This window comes from Cyclobacterium sp. 10D3-21 (genome assembly GCF_055809755.1).
In genome coordinates, this window is record NZ_CM147924.1 from 2098529 (window position 1) to 2117148 (window position 18620).

Genomic DNA, 18620 nt, shown 5'->3' on the forward strand with positions numbered 1-18620 from the left:
ACGCTCAATCATGGATAAAAAATCAGCGAATAGAAGGGACTTTTTGAAACAGAGTGCGCTTTTGGGATTAGGAATGTATTTAAGCCCCATGGCTGTTTCATCAAACCCTTCAAAATATTATGGCTATCCAGATACCGAGCAATTACTTGACTGGTCCGATTGGGAAAAATACAGACTCTCAGTCAATCATCCTTGCCTGACAATCAAGGAAGACAACCTGCAAGCCGCTAAAGAAAACATTAAAAATTACGATTGGGCCAGGGTTCATTTTGATCGGATTGACGCGATCATAAAGGAGCATATTGGCAAGATCACACCAGACTTTCTCAATAGTATGGTGGAAGAAACAACTCCTGGTGACCCGCTTTGGACACCTTGCCCTTCTTGTAGAGACAAAGGCTTGCCGGTTCATCCTCATGGTTTGTGGAGTTGGGATGTGGAAAATCCAGAGGAAATCCAATGTACTGAGTGTGATGCGGTATTTCCTAACAGTGAATATCCAGAGGAAATTGTCCTAACGACAACTTGGGGGAAGCCTCAAAAACTAACTTATTGTGGTGGAGATCCCTTTGTGATCTTCAAATACAAAGAGGGCAGACCAAGCTTTACGGCCAATATAAGGTCCAGGAAAGTACAATGGATCGCAGGCTTTTGCAAAACCCTGGCAGAAGGGTATTTACTTACCGAAGACATTAGCTATGCCGCCTCCTGTAGAGAGATTCTACTTCGGCTAGCCAAATGCTATCCGGGCTGGCTTGTACACGTGGGTTATGGGGAATATGCGGACATGGATCCAAAAACGGCAGCACTCAATATGATGAAACTTCCCGAGCCAGAGCTTTGCCCTCCGCCCAATGTGCCAGATAATTACCTTTGGACAGGATTTTGGAGTGCAGGAAGGGCAAGTGGAGTAGGCTTGGAATCTGATTTTGTGAGAAAAGTTGTCACAGCCTATGACCTCACTTGTCAGGCAAAGAAGTCCGATGGAAGGCCTCTTTATACTGAAAAAGACAAACGCAAAATAGAAAAAGACCTGCTTCTTGAAAGTACCATTTTGCTGGTTTGCGACAAGAGATTGAACAATAAATCTGTCAGTAACCGAACCGCTGTAGCCCTGGTTGGAATGTGTGTAGGACATCCGGGTTTGGTTAGGTTTGGACTTGAAGGATTTAACATGACGGTCGATGGCTGGTATTTGCCTGATGGAACTACCAGCGAATCCCCTTTCTATGGCTTGATGACCTTGGGAGGAATTTGGGACATGGCACAAGCCGCTCATGGGTATTCAGACCCCTCAGGATATAAGGACAAGGCGAGACATCGAATAGACGATTTAGACCTTTACCATGATAGCAATTATAAACTGGTTTGGGAGGCCTTTTTCAATGGCTTGCAAGGAGATTTAAAATACCCACCCTATGCTGACTCTTTCGAAAATACCACACTTGATGTGGCTTATGTGGAGTTAATGGTCGCCAATTATCCGGAGAAAAAGGAATACCTCGCCTTGCTAAAAGAACTTTGCGGGGATGAACTTCTTTTACACAGTGGATCAGCGAGGTTTAACAGTGCATTTACAGACAGTGAGGTAGAACCCGTACTTCGACTTCCCTATGACCTTACCAAGCCCAATGGTGCTTTGTCTTTCTCCATGTATTATAGAAAGCCAAAGCTGGAAAAGGAAAAAGGAGCTGTCTTATCGCTCTCAGATTGGTGCCCGCCAAATCTGCAAATTGGCCACCTTAGAACGGGGCTTGACGGTAGGGAAAGCTTATTGTTATTGAGTGCTAGCCCTTGGGGTATTCACCATGAAAATGACAGCCTTAACCTTTACTATTGGAAAAAAGATACTGCCTTACTTTCAGACCTAGGGTATTTATGGGATCATCCATTTAAGCCCAACAATATCAGGGCCCTGGCGCACAATACGGTGCTGATCGATGAAGAAAACCAGATGAGTAAAGGAAGAGGGGGAGAAATTTTGTTGTTCAAAACCTTTCCTAAAGTCAAAATAATGGAAATGGCTTCAACGGCCTATGCCCAGGCTTCGGTTTACAAGCGAACGGCTGTATTGGTCGATCATGGAAACGGGCACAGTTATGTGGTGGATTTCTTTAGGGTACAGGGTGGTGAAATTCAGGATTATGTTTTCCACGCTTCGAGTAATTCACTAACAATAAGCGGTATTTCTCCCGTAGAGAAGGCTGGATTGACCCTTTATGATTTCAAGCAAATCAGAACGATTGATGGCAATGCAACCTGGACCAGTGAATGGAAAAATAAGTATGGATTGACTACTCGGGCCTGGTGCTTGGGACAGGAAGGGGAGGAGATGTTTGTTGGCGATGGCTGGGGACAAAAAGATTGGAAGAATGCAGATATTGGCACCACACTGCCTTATTTTGTAAGGCGGAAAAGAGGAGAGGGCTTACAGACTTTTGTTTCGGTCTTTGAGGGCTTCGACGGAGAGGAGTCATTTGTCAAAAATGTAGTACTCGTGGACATCAATGGAGTTGTAGAGGTGGAAACTTCTTTAGGAAAAGACTATATTATGTCCATGCATGGCAATGGAGAAATGAGCATTGAACATGGCAAGGGCAAGGAAATATTGAATGGCCACTTTGCTGCTGCCTCTGTCCAAAACGGGAAAATTGCATGGATGGAAGCATTGTCCCTTTAACTTGGGGAATGCCAAAAAAATATAAGAGTAAATGAATTGTTCTAGGGCATGATCAAGGTGTCGATTCAGAATTGATTGTTAAACTTTCAAAAAAACAGTTAGAAAATATGAATAGAAGAAAGTTTTTTTCGACTGGTGCCGTTTCTGTTTCAGGGATTGCATTGGGCGTACATATGACGGGTTTTACAAGCAAGGAAAAACCGCAAGAAGAGAATGACCTTATGAAAGAGGTCATGAAATACAGGAAAATAGATTCCCATGCCCATGTTTACACCACAGCCGATAGTCCAGAAACCCAAATAGGTTTTGCGGATCGATTGGGAATTGAAAAATTGGTGATTTCAAGGCCGATGGCGCCGGGTAGCAAAGGTCTTCCTGAAGAGTTTATTGCTTGCAATGATTTGATCATTAAGTCTATGGCCAAATATCCCGATAGGTTTATTGGCCAGCCCACAATCAACCCCGCCTTCCCTAAAGAGGCCATGGAAGAGATAAAAAGATGCATGGACCATGGCATGACAGGTTTGAAACTTTACAACCATGTTAAAATAAGTGATCCTTTGTTCTACCCAGTTATCGAAAAATACATCGACATGAAAATGATCATCTTGATGCATATGGGTATAGGTAAGTCCAGGGTTATTTACGATGCCAGAGAACCTGAGAATGTTTCTACGCCAGATGATTTTGTAATGATTGCGGAGCGCTATCCGGAGGCAATGTTCCAATTGGCTCACCTTGCTGGTGGAGGCGATTGGTTGGATGCCTGTAAAGCTGTAGCGCCTTATACCAATGTGTTTGTAGATGTATCGGGAAGTAATAATGAAGGAGACATCATTCCTTATGCCATGGAGCATGTAGGTGAAGATAGGATCTTCTTTGGCTGTGACAATAGCTTTTTTCAGGGCGTAGGACATGTAATGGCTGCTGACCTTACAGAGACCCAAAGGAAAAAGCTCTTTTTTGATAATTATAACAATGTACTTAAAAAGTCAGGCAACCATGTGGATAGATAGTAATGCATATATAGGCCACTGGCCCTTTCGTCAGGTAAGAAACAGTACTTGTAAGGACTTGGTAGAAAGAATGGATGCCAATGGTATCTCGGCCTCGGTTTTGACGAATATCAATGGGATTTTTTATAAAGACACCCAGGCTGCCAATCGGGAAACCTATGATGAAATCAATACCAACAAGAAATGGAAAGATCGCTTGATCCCATTTGCAGTGATTAATCCGGTTTATTCGGGATGGAAAGCAGACCTGAAGGAGAGCACCAGCAAATTGGGAATGAAAGGGGTCAGGATATTCCCTAAATACCACCGCTACAATTTGGACCATCCTGCTTGTATTGAATTGGTGAAAATGTGCAGGGATTTGGGTATACCCGTTGGCCTGACATTGAGAATGGTAGATAGCCGTCCAAGTTCCTGGTTGGATATCAGCAATGAATGGAGACTTAGCGATATTATGCCTATAGTGAAAGCCGTGCCTGATGCTAAGTTTATGGTGTTGAATGTAGCTGGGAGTACACATTTGGAAAAGGATGATTTGGCATTGATCAAAAAGACCGATTTGTTCCTCGATACCTCGGGTAGGAATATCATAGACTTGGCGGGATTGATGGAAACCTTTGGTAAGGAAAAGTTTGGTTTTGGTACGCATTCTCCAATCTTGGATTACAAAACAGGGGCGCTTAGAATAGCTTCACTAAGGGAAGATGAGGCAGATGCAAAGACCAGAGAGGACTTGCAGTCGGGAAATATTAAAAAGTTTTTAGGGCTGTGAGCTTGTCTTAAAGTTCTGAGAAAATGTCAGCTTATAGCGATTACGTCGATATGATTTTGTCAGCATTGTTGCAGAAAAAAAGGCAACAATGCCGCCAAAATCAGGATTATATACCTTCATTTTCCACGGGTTTTCACCCGTGGCTATTATAGTTGAAGCCCTTCAGGCTTCTTCGTAATGGTATAGGATATCATTGTTTTCTATAGAATAGAAGTATTGGGCTTTGAATTTACGGTGCTTCGTCCTAAAATAGGTTTATCTATTCTGATTTAAAAACTACAATTGGGTTACAGTTTACGTAATAAATCCCCCTGTGGCCCCCTTTTGAAAGGGGGATTTAGATTCGTTCGGATTAACGGATACGGTAAACGCAATAGTCTATTCAGCCCGATGGATGAATACAAAATCAGCATTAAATCTCATTTCCCGCAAGTCCCACTTAGTCAAAGGGACCAGACCTGTATAGTCGGGAGGGATTTGTTTATGAACTGGAATCCTTTGAGGAATCGTATAAGTTATGAATCGATGGTTTAGTCAAATTAAAGCGATTACGTCGATATGATTTTGTTAGCATTGTTGCAGAAAAAAAGGCAACAATGCCGCCAAAATCAGGATTATATACCTTCATTTTCCACGGGTTTCACCCGTGGCTATTATAGTTGAAGCCCTTCAGGCTTCTTCGTAATGGTTTAGGATATCATTGTTTTCTATAGAATAGAAGTGTTGGGCTTTGAATTTACGGTGCTTCGTCCTAAAATAGGTTTACCTATTCTGGTTTAAAAACTACAATTGGTTTACAGTTTACGTAATAAATCCCCCTTTGTCCCCCTTTTGAAAGGGGGATTTAGATTCGTTCGGATTAACGGATACGGTAAACGCATTAGTCTATTCAGCCCGATGGATGAATACAAAATCAGCATTAAACCCCAATTCCCGCAAGTCCCTCTTAGTCAAAGGGACCAGACCTGTATAGTCGGGAGGGATTTGTATAAGAACCGGAATCCTTTGAGGAATCGTATAAGTTATGAATCGATGGTTTAGTCAAATTAAAGCGATTACGTCGATATGATTTTGTTAGCATTGTTGCAGAAAAAAAGGCAACAATGCCGCCAAAATCAGGATTATATACATTTCATTTTCCACGGGTTTTCACCCGTGGTTATTATTGTTGAAGCCCTTCAGGCTTCTTCGTAATGGTTTAGGATATCATTGTTTTCTATAGAATAGAAGTGTTGGGCTTTGAATTTACGGTGCTTGGTCCTAAAATAGGTTTACCTATTCTGATTTAAAAACTACAATTGGGTTACAGTTTACGTAATAAATCCCCCTTTGTCCCCCTTTTGAAAGGGGGATTTAGATTCCTTCGGATTAACGGATACGGCAAACGCATTAGTCTACTCGGCTCGATGGATGAATACAAAATCAGCATTAAATCTCATTTCCCGCAAGTCCCCCTTAGTCAAAGGGACCAGACCTGTATAGTCGGGAGGGATTTGTTTATGAACTGGAATCCTTTAAAAAACTTCAACTAATCACCCTTCAAAATATAGCAAGAGCAATTAATTCCAAATTATGGGTGAAAATCCAGGGGTTTGGCATGATTATTAAACTACTATAAGTTTATAATTTAAACCATTAACCCATGAAAAAGCGAAACAAGGAGTATTTACAATCAGCAGTAATCACCGGAGGAACAATCCTTGGCGCCTATTTGGTGCGGAAAGGTTTGGAAGAACTGTATGAGAAACGCACAGGTAAAGAAGCTCCCAAAAACCCCTATCCGGAAAAAAATTCCCTTAAAGAGGCTTTGTTATGGACCATAGCTACAGGGCTGCTGGCTAGTGTGACCAAAGTTTTACTTCGTTATACCTTTACTGCAGGTACCGAAAAGGCATTAGAGAATTAAATTTGTTAACTTAAGGCGCAGCAGGGAATCGGTCACTACTTACTTGTATTAAGCAGTGATAAAAAACACCAATTCCCTAACCTAGTTGAATTTGCGATCAAGGGATATTTTTTACCTTTGTCAAAACCCAATATTTTATGAGATACGAACCTGCCAAAGCATCACTTTACATTAAAAACAGGGCTAAAGTTGCCGACAAATTACCTTCAAATTCTTTAGCAGTTATCAACTCCAACGACATCTTGCCCACCAATGCGGATGGGACCATGAAGTTCAGGCAAAACAATGACCTTTTATACCTTTGTGGAATCGATCAGGAAGAGACGATATTGGTAATTTGTCCGGACTTTCCGGATCCGGCACTTAGAGAAGTACTTTTTATCAAGCGGACCAGTGAGCATATCGCCATTTGGGAAGGACATAAATTTACCATGGAAGAGGCGGCAGCCCTTTCTGGGATTAAAACCATAAAATGGAATACCGACTTCGATACGGTATTTAACACTTTAATGCAGCTTAGCAAACATGTGTTCTTAAATACCAATGAACACCTAAGGGCTGTAGTAGAAGTAGAAACCAGAGATGCGCGCTTCATTAAGGAGTGCAGAGCAAAGTATCCGCTGCACCAATACCATCGTTTAGCGCCATTGATGCATAAATTCCGAGCAGTTAAAGAACCGGAAGAAATCACTCAACTTCAGAAAGCCTGTGATATTACGGATGTGGCTTTTCGCAGAGTATTGAAATTTGTCAAGCCGGGAGTTCTCGAATATGAAATTGAAGCGGAATTTCTGCATGAATTTATAAAAAGTGGCAGTAGGGGCTTTGCCTATGAACCCATCATAGGGTCTGGTAGAAATGCTTGTGTACTGCATTACCTGGACAACAGCGTAGCCTGTGCGGATGGAGATTTGATCCTGATGGATGTGGGGGCTGAATATGGCAACTACAATGCTGACATGACCAGAACCATTCCGGTCAATGGTCGCTTTACCAAGCGACAAAGGCAAATTTATGATGCCGTATTGCGCGTACAGCGGCAGGCCATGAACATGCTCAGACCGGGCATAGACATTCAGAGCTACCACAAAGAAATAGGCCTTGTCATGGAAGGCGAATTGATCAGCCTTGGCTTGATAGACAAGAAAGATGTTCAAAATCAAGATCCTTCAAACCCAGCTTATAAAAAGTACTTTATGCATGGTACTTCTCATCACTTGGGATTGGATGTGCATGATGTAGGCACTATGTATGAGCCGATTCATGCAGGCATGGTATTTACCGTGGAGCCGGGCATCTATGTGCTGGAAGAGGGAATTGGCATCAGGCTGGAAAACAATATTGTGATCAATGACAATGGCTACACAGATCTTATGGGGAATATCCCTATAGACCCTGAAGAAATAGAAACCCTTATGAATGATAAATAATTTTTAATTCAACCTAACAGCTACATTTTCCATTGATGGACAGTACATTTAAAACCGGCTTGAAAAAGGCCGTTCTTGATTTAATTTCAGAAAAAAAGGCAGACTTTGAATCGCAATTACTGGCCTTACAGGAAGCCTCCAATGCCGACACCAAAAGCAGTATGGGAGACAAATATGAAACGGGCAGAGAAAGCATCAACCAAAGCAGGGGTTTACTGGAAAAGCAGAAGGTGCAGTTGGATCGAAATGAAAAGATGATTGAGCAGACATCGGTAGATCCTTCTTCGATTGTTACCACCGGAGCCTTGGTTAAAATTCCTCTTGGCTGGATATGGATTGCCGCCTCCATGGGCAAAATAATGCACCTTGACCAAGAAATCCAGGTCGTCTCCGCTGATTCTCCGCTAGTCCTCGCCTTGAAAGGAAAAAGGGTAGGGGATAGAGTAGCCTTTAGAGGCAGTACGACAGAGATTCTGGAAGTGGTTTGACGTTAAAAATAAAACCTATAAGGTTTGTTAAATAGGGGTATTATTCCCCCCGTTTCTCGTTCGTTCTTATGTGCACATCCATTTGAGGGAAAGGGATTGAAATTTTGTTTTCGATAAATTTCCGGTTGATGATTCTTCGGATATCACTTTTCATGCGGTCCGATCCAAAAATGGTGCTGCTATAAAAAAGCACTTGAAAATCCAGCGATGAATTCCCGAAATTCACCAGTCTTGCTTCTACTAATTTCTCCGCATTTACTTCAGGATGTTCTCTGGCGCTTTCTTCCAGAATCTTGATGACAAACTCCACATCTGTTCCATAGGCTACCCCAACCTCAATTCTAAAGCGATTTTGTTTTCTTTGGTGACTCCAGTTGATGACTTTATTGGTGGTGATCAATGAATTGGGGATAATTATGGAAATGTCATCGGTATTCAGTCCTTTGGAGGTACGCAAGCCGATTTCCTGAATTTTTAAAATGCCCCCATCAATTTCCAGAATGTCCGCTACTCTGATCGACCGTTCGGAAAGTAAGATGATGCCAGAAACAATATCATTAAAGGTCTGCTGCAAACCCAGCCCTATGCCTACCAGTAGGGCGGCGGAACCAGCAATTAAGAGGGAGACTTTTATGCCGAGGGTTTCCAGAATTAGACCAAAGGCGACCACCCAGACGATATAGGTTAAGATCTGATACAGGGAATAAATATTTCCTTCGTTGAACTTGCTGATTCTTTTTTTGCGGAAAATGGATTTTTTAATTCCCCACAAAATCAGCTTCGTCAAAACGATAATGAGGAGCACCAGCACCAAAGTCCCAACCCTTAGGCTGTACTCCCCAATAGAAAGCAGCTCAAATCCTAAAAACTTATTCAACAAATCCATATGCGTTCTTCAATTGTAGTTAAAGCCCAAGCACTACTTAAAGGAGCTGGCATCGCGCAAAGCCCTTGGGATAAAACAGGTGTGGGGTATTGAATATAAGTTAAAATATTGACTGATCCAATGGGGGTGGTTTTTGAAGTTTTTAAGGATACGGAAAGCCCTAAAGCTATTTCGGGAAAAGTAATTTTTTCAACTTTAAGATACAATCATCTGATAATCTTGTCTTAGACTTCTTAATTTTTAACCATTTACCCGAATTACAAGCCATCCATCAATTCTCACCTTTTACCATAGAATTATAGGTAGGGAGCTGGTTTTCTAGGCTTATAGGATTGATTTAAGAAGGAGAGCTGGTAAATAGTCCGTTTGTAGGAAACTGCTTCTTTAAAATTGTACAAATACAAATGTTGTAGAGTTTTGCGAAATAAGAATTTCCAAAGGGTAATTTTTGCTTAAAATCATTTTTTTATTAAAATAAGATCATTTAATTGATTCTATTTTGTATTTTTATTTTAAAATATGCTAAGGATGATAAGAGAAATCTCTAAATACCAGGTATTAGACCGCATTCGTTTTGAAAACCCATGGTGGATTGAAGGGGAAATTGAAGCTGATTATGATGAAATGCCACGAAGATTATATTTTGAACTCTTCAAACCACTTGTAAAAGAGAGAGAGATTAGAAGAGCAGTGGTCTTGATGGGGCCCAGAAGGGTTGGCAAAACAGTTATGCTCTATCATATGGTTCAAGAATTAATCGATAATGGGGCGAACCCAAAAAAAATAATATTTATCACTATCGAGAACCCAATTTATAACAATATTTCTCTTGAACAACTATTCAATTATTCGAAAGAAGCATCAGGCTTGACAGATAAATCAGATTGGCATATAATATTTGATGAGATTCAATATTGTAGGGATTGGGAAGTACATTTAAAATCATTGGTAGATAGTTATAGAAAGGATAAATTTATTGTATCAGGATCTGCTGCTGCTGCCTTAAAATTTGCAAGTAATGAAAGTGGCGCTGGTCGATTTACGGATTTCTTACTCCCTCCACTTACTTTTAATGAATACATATCTTTAAAAGGATTGGACAGGTTAATAAAGCCAATACAGTTAAAATGGAATGATAAAAAAACAGAATTTTATTCGACAAGTCATCTGCATGAGCTCAATAGGCATTTTTTAGATTATATCAACTATGGAGGTTATCCTGAAGTTATACTTTCAGAGAAAATTCAAGCTAATCCGGGACGATACATTCGACAAGACATTGTAGATAAAGTGATACTTAGAGATTTACCAAGCCTGTATGGTATCAGTGACACAAGAGAATTGTATTCGTTGTTCACCACAATAGCTTACAATAGTGGGGGTGAATTTTCATTAGAGACGCTGAGTAAACAATCTCAAGTGCCTAAGAATACGTTAAAAAAGTATATTGAGTATTTGGAAGCTGCATTTCTTATAAAGCAAGTAAAACGAATTGATCAAAGTGGAAAAAGATTTAAACGAGATAATTTTTTTAAGATCTATCTTACAAATCCTTCTTTAAGAAGCGCATTATTTACCCCAATAACATCAACAGATGAAATGATTGGGAACATGGTAGAGACTGCTATTTTTGCGCAATGGATGCATAGGGATTGGTTTACCCCGTATTACGCGAGATGGAGCAATGGTGAAGTAGATATGGTTGGACTTAGTGATAATACATTAAAGCCTATATGGGCACTGGAGATAAAATGGTCTGACAGATATTATAATAAGCCGAAAGAATTAAAAAGTTTAATTAAATTCTGTCAAGAAAACAATATTAAAACACCAATTGTCACTTCAATAAGTAAAGAAGGTGAAGTAGAATATGCGGAGGTTCTTTTTCAATTTTTACCATCATCTGCCTATGCTTATACTGTTGGGAAAAGAACACTTGATACAAAAATAAACAAATAAACACTTTACAAAAAAGCGCTATGAAATAAGGTTTTATTGCTTGGTAAAGAAGAGATTACAAATAAATTGACTGACGATTGGCTGTTAAGGTAGATTATGAAACTTCGAGAAAATTCCCGAAATTGTAGACAAAATTAAAGGCATTTATGGCAACGGTGGATAAAATAAGAAGCGGATTGATTGATAAAATCCTGACTATAAAAAACAAGGATTTATTATTGGCGCTTGACAAACTGGTTTCTTTAAGTGGAACGGACAAGGAGCTAGTTGGGCTTACGGAAGAGCAAAAAGAAATGCTTAAACTGAGTGAAGAGGACATCAAAAATGGCCGCTTGATTTCACAAGAGGCGATGGATAAACGAAACCTCGAATGGCTAAACGGTTTATAAAGTGGACCCGGACTGCGGAAATTCAATACCTTGGAATTTTGGAGTATTGGGTGAACCGAAATAAATCAACTACCTATGCTAGAAAATTGATTGAAAAAGTAGCAGAACGATCAAAGCAAATTGCCGAGAAACCATTTATTTTTAAAAAAGCAGATTTCAAAGATACACGCGTAGCCTCCCTTGAGAATTTTAGCATTTTTTACCAAGTAGCTGATGAAACAATAGTCATTACAGCCTTCTGGGACAACCGACAAGATCCCGAAATTATCTCGGATTATTTTAAAAGATAAATCATAACTAGGGACTTCGGTACATTTCGCCCCCCTCGCCACCCATCGCCCCTTCGCCACCCTTCGACAGGCTCAGGGACCAGGCTCAGATTCAGGGATCAGGCATAGATTCCATTACCGTATTGGATCCACACTTCAGGGCCTTGGGTTAAAGTTTACTGTGGGGGATAGTTTTTCACCTACTTCAAATGCTTATCGAATTTCGGGGCCTTTTGAGCTGTACAACTGGATATTCCGGACTATGTTGACCCCCTTAAGCAGTGATCCAGAAAGGGATGTTTTAATGTGACATTCTGGCGGATACTGACCCCTTTATTTTAGAATAGCGTCAAAGTTTAGCTCTTGAATTAAAATAAAACGGAGCATATTGACCCCTATTTGTAGCTTCTGTTTGTTAAAAAACGGAGCATGTTGACCCCTTGGATTTAGGTTTTATTAATTAGTAGTCTAAACTACTAATTAATACTGATTATGGCAGGTAAACCTAAAAGAATGAGTCAGGTAAAGCAAATACTACAACTACACAATCAAGGTTATGGGAATAAGACCATTGCCCGGGATTTGGGTATCAGCAAGAATACCGTCAAAAGTTATCTTGAAAAATACCGCAAGTCTAAAATAAGGCTTTCCACCTTGTTGAAAATGGAGGATCACGCTCTTGAAAAAGTGTTCCACCCAGGAAATCCCGCATATAAAGACAATCGATTTGAAGTGTTAAAAAGCAGATTGGACGGGTATGTAGAAGAGCTCAAAAAAACCGGAGTAACCAAGCAGCTTTTATGGGAAGAATACCGAATGTCTCAGCCCACAGGATACAGCCTGAGCCAATTCAGCTATCACTTGTCCCAGCATGTTAAGGTCAAGAGTCCGTCCATGGTTTTAACTCACCAACCGGGTGAGAAGTTATTTGTTGACTTTGCAGGTAAGCCACTTTCATACATAGACCAAAGTACAGGAGAGATAATGAATTGTCAGGTGTTTGTTGCCTGTCTTCCCTATTCAGATTACGGCTTCTGCTTGGCTGTTCCCAGTCAGCGCATCGATGATTTTATTTATTCACTTACCTGCTGTTTGGAAAGCCTTGGAGGTGTACCTAAGGTACTGGTGCCGGATAATCTGAAATCTGCGGTTATAAAGGCCAATAAATATGAACCTACTCTTAATCGTGTTCTTGAGGATTTTGCTAACCACTACAACATGGCAGTGGTTCCTGCACGTGCAAGAAAACCAAAAGACAAGGCGCTGGTAGAAAATCAGGTCAAGCTTATCTACAATCGGGTTTATGCACGTATCCGGCAACAACAGTTTTTCTCCTTGCAACAACTTAATGATGCCATTAAGCACCATATGATCAATCACAACCAAACTCGCATGCAAAGGCGTGATTACTGTAGAGAAGAACACTTCCTGTCTAACGAAAAACCTTTGCTTAAGGAACTGCCCGCAAAATCTTTTGAGATCAAGTACTACAAAGAGTACAAGCTTGCACCGAACAACCATATCTACCTGAGTGAGGACAAGCATTATTACAGTGCTCCTTATCAATATATCGGGCAAAAACTAAAAGTAGTGTACACGCGTTCTTTGGTGCGTATTTTTCATCAGCATGACTTGATAGCTGTACACAAACGAAAATCAGGTATTGGCAGGTATACGACCAATAAAGAGCACTTGTGCTCGACCCATCAACACTACCTGAACCGCAGTCCTGAATATTACAAGAAGCAAGCAGGGAAGCTATCGAAAACCTTGGAGGAGCTTGTGGAGCTCGTCTTTGCCCAAAACAGATACCCGGAACAGCTCTATAAAAGCTGTGATGGGCTGTTCAGCCTGTATAAAAGCACATCTCTGAAAACCTTTGAAAAAGCATGTCAAATGGCTATTGATTACCAAAATTACAGTTACCTATTTGTCCAGAACGTTATCAAAAATAAAACAACCGAATATGTAGAAGAACAACCCAAGAAGAAATTGCCGGAACACCACAATATCAGAGGAAAAGAATATTACGATAATCAATTATCACTTAAACTAAAATACGATGGAGAACATTGAGAATCAACTCTCACAATTACGCTTGTATGGGTTTAAATCAAGCTGGAGTGCGCTTATGGAGACAAGAAGGTCAAGCGAGCTCTCGCTCAATGAAGGCCTGGAGATACTCTTGCAGGCAGAACTTCAGGACAGAGCTAACCGCCGTTTTGAAAGATTACGAAAAACCGCCAAATTTAGGTATCAGGCCTCACTGGAAGAATTAAAATACGATAACTCTCGAGGCCTGGACAAAGGACTTATAGCTTCTTTGGCTACAGGCAGTTATATAAACAACGGAGAGTCTGTATTGATAACAGGGTCCACCGGATGTGGAAAAAGCTTTACAGCCTCAGCATTGGGACATCATGCTTGTGCACAGGGGTACAAGGTAGCCTATTTCAATGTTCAGAAACTCATGCAACATACAAAAATGGCGCGTTTGGAAGGAACCATATATCAACTCTTAAACAAAATATCCAAGACCAGTTTGCTTGTCCTGGACGATTTTGGGCTGACCCATCTGGAAAAACAACACCAAATGGATCTAATGGAAATAATAGAGGACAGGCATGCCAGAACAGCTACAATAATAGTCAGTCAATTACCGGTAGGAAGTTGGTTTGATATTATAGGTGAAGCCACTATTGCAGATGCAATTTTGGATCGATTGGTGCATACCTCTCACAGAATCGAACTCAAAGGGGAGAGTCTTAGAAAATTAATGTAATTTTGTCATAGTAGCCTTTTTTAGTTACCAAAATCCAAGGGGGGTCAATATCACCGTTGGAGGGGTCAACATCACCGGTATTTCCAGTACATCTAAGCCAACTACTTTTTTATAGGCTTTTTCACGGAATGATTGCTTTTTTTTCATAGCTTATAATGTTGAAAATTAATGATAGGTCTAATTTCGGAAGAAAGGGCAATAATTACTGGCTTCCTGTCTTAGCAGGATTCATTTAACACATGGTAGAATGCATGCGGGTTTCTGGGGTTTTGGTAAGCTTGTAATTCGTAAAAAAGTCGGTGAAAACTGTTAGGAAATCGTCCCATGATCCCGCATAACATCCTACCATAGCCTGTTGTCATTAATTGAAACGTTACTTCATATTAAATCATTAGTAAAGTTGAAAAAATGAGAATTCTATTACTTATACTATTTTCATCATTTAGCATTTGCTCTTTTGGACAACATGGGTTGAATGAAAGAATAGATTCCATTTTGTCAGCGCAGGTTGTTACCGAATTAGGCCCTGGTTTAACAGTTGGTGTTGTTAAAGATGGGGAACTTGTTTATAAGAACAGTAATGGCTTAATGAATTTGGAATACAATATCCCATTTAATGATGCTACGACATTTGAACTTGCTTCAGTTACCAAGCAATTTACTTCAGCCTGTATAGCCCTACTCGAAAAACAAGGCAAACTCTCTGTAAATGATGATGTAAGAAAAATTGTTCCTGAATTGTATTTTTCTGGAGACACAATAAGGATTAAGCACCTATTAAATCACACAAGTGGAATACGAAATCACAATGTTTTGTTGGACTTGTCTGGGTTTGATTATGAACATCAGGGTTATACAAATAAAAGCATTCAACAACTGATGTTCCGCCAAAAAGGAATGAACAATAAACCGGGAGACAAGTTTCTTTATTCCAATACAAATTATGTTTTGCTGGCACTTATCATTGAAAGCGTGTCAGGAATGCCTATTCATCAATTTGCTGAAAAAGAATTGTTCGAGCCTCTTGGGATGCCGAATACTTTCTATAACAGTGATTTAAGGAGCATTGTTAAGAATCGTGCTTACCCTTATTATCAAGTAAAAAATGAATTCAAACAGCCAAAGTCGTTAACACTTTGTGTTGGAGCTGGCGGAATGAGTAGTACGATTTCTGACTTAATAACCTGGTCTCAGGTTTTTCTAGACAGCAAGCACCCTTTCTCCTATATTGCAGATTTTGTCACAAAGCTTGAGCCACTGAACAATGGTGAGGAGATGCAACACGCTCGCGGAATGTTTGTGACAGCTTATAAGGGCTATAATACTTTTAATCATAGCGGCAGAGACTTAGGGTTGCGGTCCCAATTCATCTGTATTCCTGATTTAAATCTAGGAGTAGTCGTTTTTGCTAATTCTGAAGAGATCAATGCGGTGGATGTATCCTACAAAATCCTGGACCTTTATATTCAAGATCTTCCTCAAAACGATTACAATCAGACAAAGTACAATCATAAGAAAAACGAGTTGAATCAATTCATAGGACATTATCAAGAACTAAATAGTGATTTGAGAATGCACCTATTTATAAATAATGACACCCTTAATGTACAGAGCAGTTATGGAAGAAATCCGGTGCAACTCAATTCAGTATCTGACAATTCTTTTGCTAGAATTGACAATGCTTCTGTGAAATATACCTTTCTTTCAGAAAAAAAATCAGAGGCAGATTTACTCGTAGATTTTGGAGGCGCAGTGTTTTACTTTGAAAAGATTGAATTAGCAAGGAACCCAAATCCGAATATTTCTGAATATGCAGGTAGCTACTTTTCCAAAGAGCTAAATATTGGTTACGAGATCATTGTTTCTGATCAAGAATTGATTTTGAATTACCCAAATAATGAAGGGTTGGTATTGAAAGAAGGGGAAAAAGATGTTTTTGGAGCAAATAGACGAACCAAATATGCTTTTATACGAGATGTTAAAAATAAGGTGTCTTCTTTTTATGTAGCCTCAGAAGGAACAGTAAAAGATATTTTATTCGAAAAAGTAAACCAATAAGCTGTGGTAATCCAGCGAGTGAAAGTCTTACCTAAATAATGTGGTGTGTATTTGGAAGGGCTCCCGACAGTTGAACAAGGATTTCCCTATATCTTAGCAAACCTTAATTAATGGCTTCATTTAAAAATTTCGTCTCACCATCAGAAATTTAGGTTTAAATCGTTATTTTTGATTATAAAATTAAATGCTATGGATATTCAAGCTGAAAAAATCGAACTGGTTAAAATGCTTTTGGATACTGAAAATCCAAAAATAATTGAATCCATTAAAAAAATTTTCAAAAAAGAAGCAGCTGACTTTCAGGATGATTTATCTGTCGAGCAATGTAAAGAAATTGAAAAGGCTTCACTTGAAATTAAAAATGGAGAAGTAACGGATTACGATACTTTTATGCAAAAACACAGGTAAATTGAGCAGAAAAGTTTTTCTTTCAAAAACAGCCGAAAAGAAATTAGATAAACTTTTTGAGTATTTAATTACGGAATGGTCTGTTAAGGTTAAAACGGACTTCGTTGAAAAATTAGATTCATCAATAGAAATAATTAAAAACCAACCTGAAATATTTCCGGAATCTAAAAAAGGAGAAGGTTTAAGAAAATGTGTTATCACAAAACAAACGATTTTATACTATCGCTATAATTCCAAGCGAATCAATATTGTTACGTTATTTGACACAAGACAAAACCCCAAAAAATTAGACAAAGAGATATGAAAATTAAAGCCCAACCGAGTGGATGGCCCAAGCCAAAAGCCTGTGGAGCACTCCTCTCAGCATCCCAGTCGATCGAGACCAGATAGAATACCGAAGTTAGTTCTGAAGCCAGCTTTGGTTTCAGGGGACAAGAAAATACTTTGAAACCGACACAAACCATATGCAAACCATTGATGTGTCACCAAGCTATGGTAATCCTGTAGGTGTAAATCCTTCCTAAATAATTTACTGTTCCATTAGAAGTAAAACCGACAGTTAAACGCCTGAGGGTTTTGCTGAAGCCTGTCAATACCTTTTTAGAAAGTTTTATGAAGAGCACAATCGGCAATAAATATTGGTAGGCGCTGATGGTTAAGGATTTATATTTATCTTTAAAGGCGTTAATGATTAGCCTATCAGGCGGTACTCTAAAAATCTGGGGATCAATTTACAACCTAATTAAGATTTCTTATTTTTACAAAAAGAATAAATTCATGAATTCAGCAGAGATTAAGATTGACTTATTTAGAAAACTAGATTCGCTCAAAGGGAAACGACTAGAAGAAGCTTATGGGATACTGTTGAATTATATCAATGGTAAGTCTGAGGTTGATGATTGGCAAAACCTTACTGCTGAACAACAATCGGCTATCCGTCATGGTGTGGAACAACTAAACAATGGACAGGGGAAAAATCATAAAGACGTAATGGCAGAAATGAGAAAACGTTTTACAAATGACTAAAAAAATCATTTGGTCCCCCGATGCTGAAAGCGACTTTGCAACCATACTTGAATATTTAGAACTGAAATGGGGTAATAGAATCACGAGTAGGTTCATCAATAAAGTAGATGACAGCATTGAACTTATTTTAGAAGATCCTAAAATATTTCCTTTGATTAATGAAGAGATGCAGATAAGAAAGAGTGTAATAACGAAACAGAATACACTATTCTATAGAGAAAACGAAGATAAAATTGAAATCGTAAGACTTTTTGATACTCGGGAAGATCCTAAAAAATTGATATTCGAGAAAAAAGAATAAAGGAGCAAAATATTTTGTATAGCATGTTAAGGTTAAGCAAACCTAAGGCATAGGTATTCCAGGATATCCGGTGAAGCCTTTTTGATAAAGTGTGTTTGGTGGCAAGATTATGCTCTGACATGCCTGCCTTAAACTCCTTGTTTTATAGCATCTAATCCAAATTACAAGCCATCCATTAATAATTTTACTCATTCTACCATATAATTAATGGTACAAGCCTAGTTTTCTTGTCCTAAAACATTAATTTGGA

Annotated in this window: 18 protein-coding genes; 16 read left to right on the plus strand and 2 right to left on the minus strand. The window is 39.3% G+C overall.

What is annotated here, in order from left to right; all coding sequences use genetic code 11:
* The first annotated feature begins 10 nt into the window (after positions 1 to 10).
* The 6 genes from AC0L7T_RS08520 (at position 11) to AC0L7T_RS08545 (ending at position 8292) form a co-directional block, all read left to right on the plus strand.
* Positions 11 to 2680, plus strand: a complete 2670-nt coding sequence (locus tag AC0L7T_RS08520) for a hypothetical protein (protein WP_473342130.1) — start codon at positions 11 to 13, stop codon at positions 2678 to 2680.
* 107 nt (positions 2681 to 2787) lie between these two features.
* Positions 2788 to 3696: an amidohydrolase family protein gene (locus AC0L7T_RS08525; protein WP_473342132.1), complete on the plus strand. Its 909-nt coding sequence runs from the start codon at positions 2788 to 2790 to the stop codon at positions 3694 to 3696.
* A complete protein-coding gene (locus AC0L7T_RS08530) occupies positions 3683 to 4468 on the plus strand; it encodes an amidohydrolase family protein (protein ID WP_473342133.1) in 786 nt (261 codons plus the stop codon). The genes AC0L7T_RS08525 and AC0L7T_RS08530 overlap by 14 nt, the downstream gene beginning before the upstream one ends.
* A gap of 1642 nt (positions 4469 to 6110) precedes the next feature.
* Positions 6111 to 6374 (plus strand): DUF4235 domain-containing protein, encoded by a 264-nt coding sequence (locus tag AC0L7T_RS08535; protein WP_473342134.1) that lies wholly within the window; start codon positions 6111 to 6113, stop codon positions 6372 to 6374.
* Between the two features lie 137 nt (positions 6375 to 6511).
* Positions 6512 to 7804 (plus strand): aminopeptidase P family protein, encoded by a 1293-nt coding sequence (locus AC0L7T_RS08540; protein WP_473342135.1) that lies wholly within the window; start codon positions 6512 to 6514, stop codon positions 7802 to 7804.
* 35 nt (positions 7805 to 7839) lie between these two features.
* A complete protein-coding gene (locus tag AC0L7T_RS08545; RefSeq protein WP_473342136.1) occupies positions 7840 to 8292 on the plus strand; it encodes a hypothetical protein in 453 nt (150 codons plus the stop codon).
* Between the two features lie 40 nt (positions 8293 to 8332).
* On the opposite strand, the gene AC0L7T_RS08550 is transcribed toward AC0L7T_RS08545, so the two are convergent.
* Entirely contained in the window at positions 8333 to 9178 is an 846-nt protein-coding gene (locus AC0L7T_RS08550; RefSeq protein WP_473342137.1) for a mechanosensitive ion channel family protein, read from the minus strand.
* A gap of 528 nt (positions 9179 to 9706) precedes the next feature.
* On the opposite strand from AC0L7T_RS08550, the gene AC0L7T_RS08555 reads away from it, so the two are divergent.
* The 5 genes from AC0L7T_RS08555 (at position 9707) to istB (ending at position 14577) form a co-directional block, all read left to right on the plus strand.
* Complete coding sequence (locus tag AC0L7T_RS08555) at positions 9707 to 11137, plus strand: ATP-binding protein (RefSeq protein ID WP_473342139.1); 1431 nt, start codon at positions 9707 to 9709, stop codon at positions 11135 to 11137.
* Between the two features lie 146 nt (positions 11138 to 11283).
* Positions 11284 to 11526, plus strand: a complete 243-nt coding sequence (locus AC0L7T_RS08560; protein ID WP_473342140.1) for a hypothetical protein — start codon at positions 11284 to 11286, stop codon at positions 11524 to 11526.
* Positions 11508 to 11816: a type II toxin-antitoxin system RelE/ParE family toxin gene (locus AC0L7T_RS08565; protein ID WP_473342141.1), complete on the plus strand. Its 309-nt coding sequence runs from the start codon at positions 11508 to 11510 to the stop codon at positions 11814 to 11816. The genes AC0L7T_RS08560 and AC0L7T_RS08565 overlap by 19 nt, the downstream gene beginning before the upstream one ends.
* Before the next feature lie 471 nt (positions 11817 to 12287).
* Positions 12288 to 13871, plus strand: coding sequence for an IS21 family transposase (gene istA, locus AC0L7T_RS08570; RefSeq protein WP_473342142.1), 1584 nt, complete (start codon positions 12288 to 12290; stop codon positions 13869 to 13871).
* A complete protein-coding gene (gene istB, locus AC0L7T_RS08575; RefSeq protein WP_473340888.1) occupies positions 13858 to 14577 on the plus strand; it encodes an IS21-like element helper ATPase IstB in 720 nt (239 codons plus the stop codon). The genes istA and istB overlap by 14 nt, the downstream gene beginning before the upstream one ends.
* A 24-nt stretch (positions 14578 to 14601) precedes the next feature.
* Here istB and AC0L7T_RS08580 read toward each other — a convergent pair whose 3' ends face one another.
* Positions 14602 to 14724 carry a hypothetical protein gene (locus AC0L7T_RS08580; protein WP_473342143.1) on the minus strand — a complete coding sequence of 41 codons (123 nt, stop codon included), beginning with the start codon at positions 14722 to 14724 and terminating at the stop codon, positions 14602 to 14604.
* Between the two features lie 261 nt (positions 14725 to 14985).
* Between AC0L7T_RS08580 and AC0L7T_RS08585 the strand changes: the two genes are divergently transcribed.
* The 5 genes from AC0L7T_RS08585 to AC0L7T_RS08605 all read left to right on the plus strand — a co-directional run bounded on the left by AC0L7T_RS08585 (position 14986) and on the right by AC0L7T_RS08605 (position 18370).
* A complete protein-coding gene (locus tag AC0L7T_RS08585) occupies positions 14986 to 16635 on the plus strand; it encodes a serine hydrolase domain-containing protein (protein WP_473342144.1) in 1650 nt (549 codons plus the stop codon).
* 168 nt (positions 16636 to 16803) lie between these two features.
* Entirely contained in the window at positions 16804 to 17043 is a 240-nt protein-coding gene (locus AC0L7T_RS08590) for a hypothetical protein (protein ID WP_339716683.1), read from the plus strand.
* A 1-nt stretch (position 17044) separates the two neighbouring features.
* Entirely contained in the window at positions 17045 to 17347 is a 303-nt protein-coding gene (locus tag AC0L7T_RS08595; protein ID WP_048640290.1) for a type II toxin-antitoxin system RelE/ParE family toxin, read from the plus strand.
* 473 nt (positions 17348 to 17820) lie between these two features.
* Positions 17821 to 18069, plus strand: coding sequence for a hypothetical protein (locus tag AC0L7T_RS08600; protein WP_146948225.1), 249 nt, complete (start codon positions 17821 to 17823; stop codon positions 18067 to 18069).
* Positions 18062 to 18370: a type II toxin-antitoxin system RelE/ParE family toxin gene (locus tag AC0L7T_RS08605; RefSeq protein ID WP_473342145.1), complete on the plus strand. Its 309-nt coding sequence runs from the start codon at positions 18062 to 18064 to the stop codon at positions 18368 to 18370. Before AC0L7T_RS08600 ends, AC0L7T_RS08605 begins: the two co-directional genes overlap by 8 nt.
* Positions 18371 to 18620: the final 250 nt, after the last annotated feature.

Coding starts and splice junctions, on each gene's coding strand:
- AC0L7T_RS08520 (WP_473342130.1), top strand. CDS start 11: ATGGATAAAAAATCAGCGAATAGAAGGGACTTTTTGAAACAGAGTGCG.
- AC0L7T_RS08525 (WP_473342132.1), top strand. CDS start 2,788: ATGAATAGAAGAAAGTTTTTTTCGACTGGTGCCGTTTCTGTTTCAGGG.
- AC0L7T_RS08530 (WP_473342133.1), top strand. CDS start 3,683: ATGTGGATAGATAGTAATGCATATATAGGCCACTGGCCCTTTCGTCAG.
- AC0L7T_RS08535 (WP_473342134.1), top strand. CDS start 6,111: ATGAAAAAGCGAAACAAGGAGTATTTACAATCAGCAGTAATCACCGGA.
- AC0L7T_RS08540 (WP_473342135.1), top strand. CDS start 6,512: ATGAGATACGAACCTGCCAAAGCATCACTTTACATTAAAAACAGGGCT.
- AC0L7T_RS08545 (WP_473342136.1), top strand. CDS start 7,840: ATGGACAGTACATTTAAAACCGGCTTGAAAAAGGCCGTTCTTGATTTA.
- AC0L7T_RS08550 (WP_473342137.1), bottom strand. CDS start 9,178: ATGGATTTGTTGAATAAGTTTTTAGGATTTGAGCTGCTTTCTATTGGG.
- AC0L7T_RS08555 (WP_473342139.1), top strand. CDS start 9,707: ATGATAAGAGAAATCTCTAAATACCAGGTATTAGACCGCATTCGTTTT.
- AC0L7T_RS08560 (WP_473342140.1), top strand. CDS start 11,284: ATGGCAACGGTGGATAAAATAAGAAGCGGATTGATTGATAAAATCCTG.
- AC0L7T_RS08565 (WP_473342141.1), top strand. CDS start 11,508: ATGGCTAAACGGTTTATAAAGTGGACCCGGACTGCGGAAATTCAATAC.
- istA (WP_473342142.1), top strand. CDS start 12,288: ATGGCAGGTAAACCTAAAAGAATGAGTCAGGTAAAGCAAATACTACAA.
- istB (WP_473340888.1), top strand. CDS start 13,858: ATGGAGAACATTGAGAATCAACTCTCACAATTACGCTTGTATGGGTTT.
- AC0L7T_RS08580 (WP_473342143.1), bottom strand. CDS start 14,724: ATGAAAAAAAAGCAATCATTCCGTGAAAAAGCCTATAAAAAAGTAGTT.
- AC0L7T_RS08585 (WP_473342144.1), top strand. CDS start 14,986: ATGAGAATTCTATTACTTATACTATTTTCATCATTTAGCATTTGCTCT.
- AC0L7T_RS08600 (WP_146948225.1), top strand. CDS start 17,821: ATGAATTCAGCAGAGATTAAGATTGACTTATTTAGAAAACTAGATTCG.
- AC0L7T_RS08605 (WP_473342145.1), top strand. CDS start 18,062: ATGACTAAAAAAATCATTTGGTCCCCCGATGCTGAAAGCGACTTTGCA.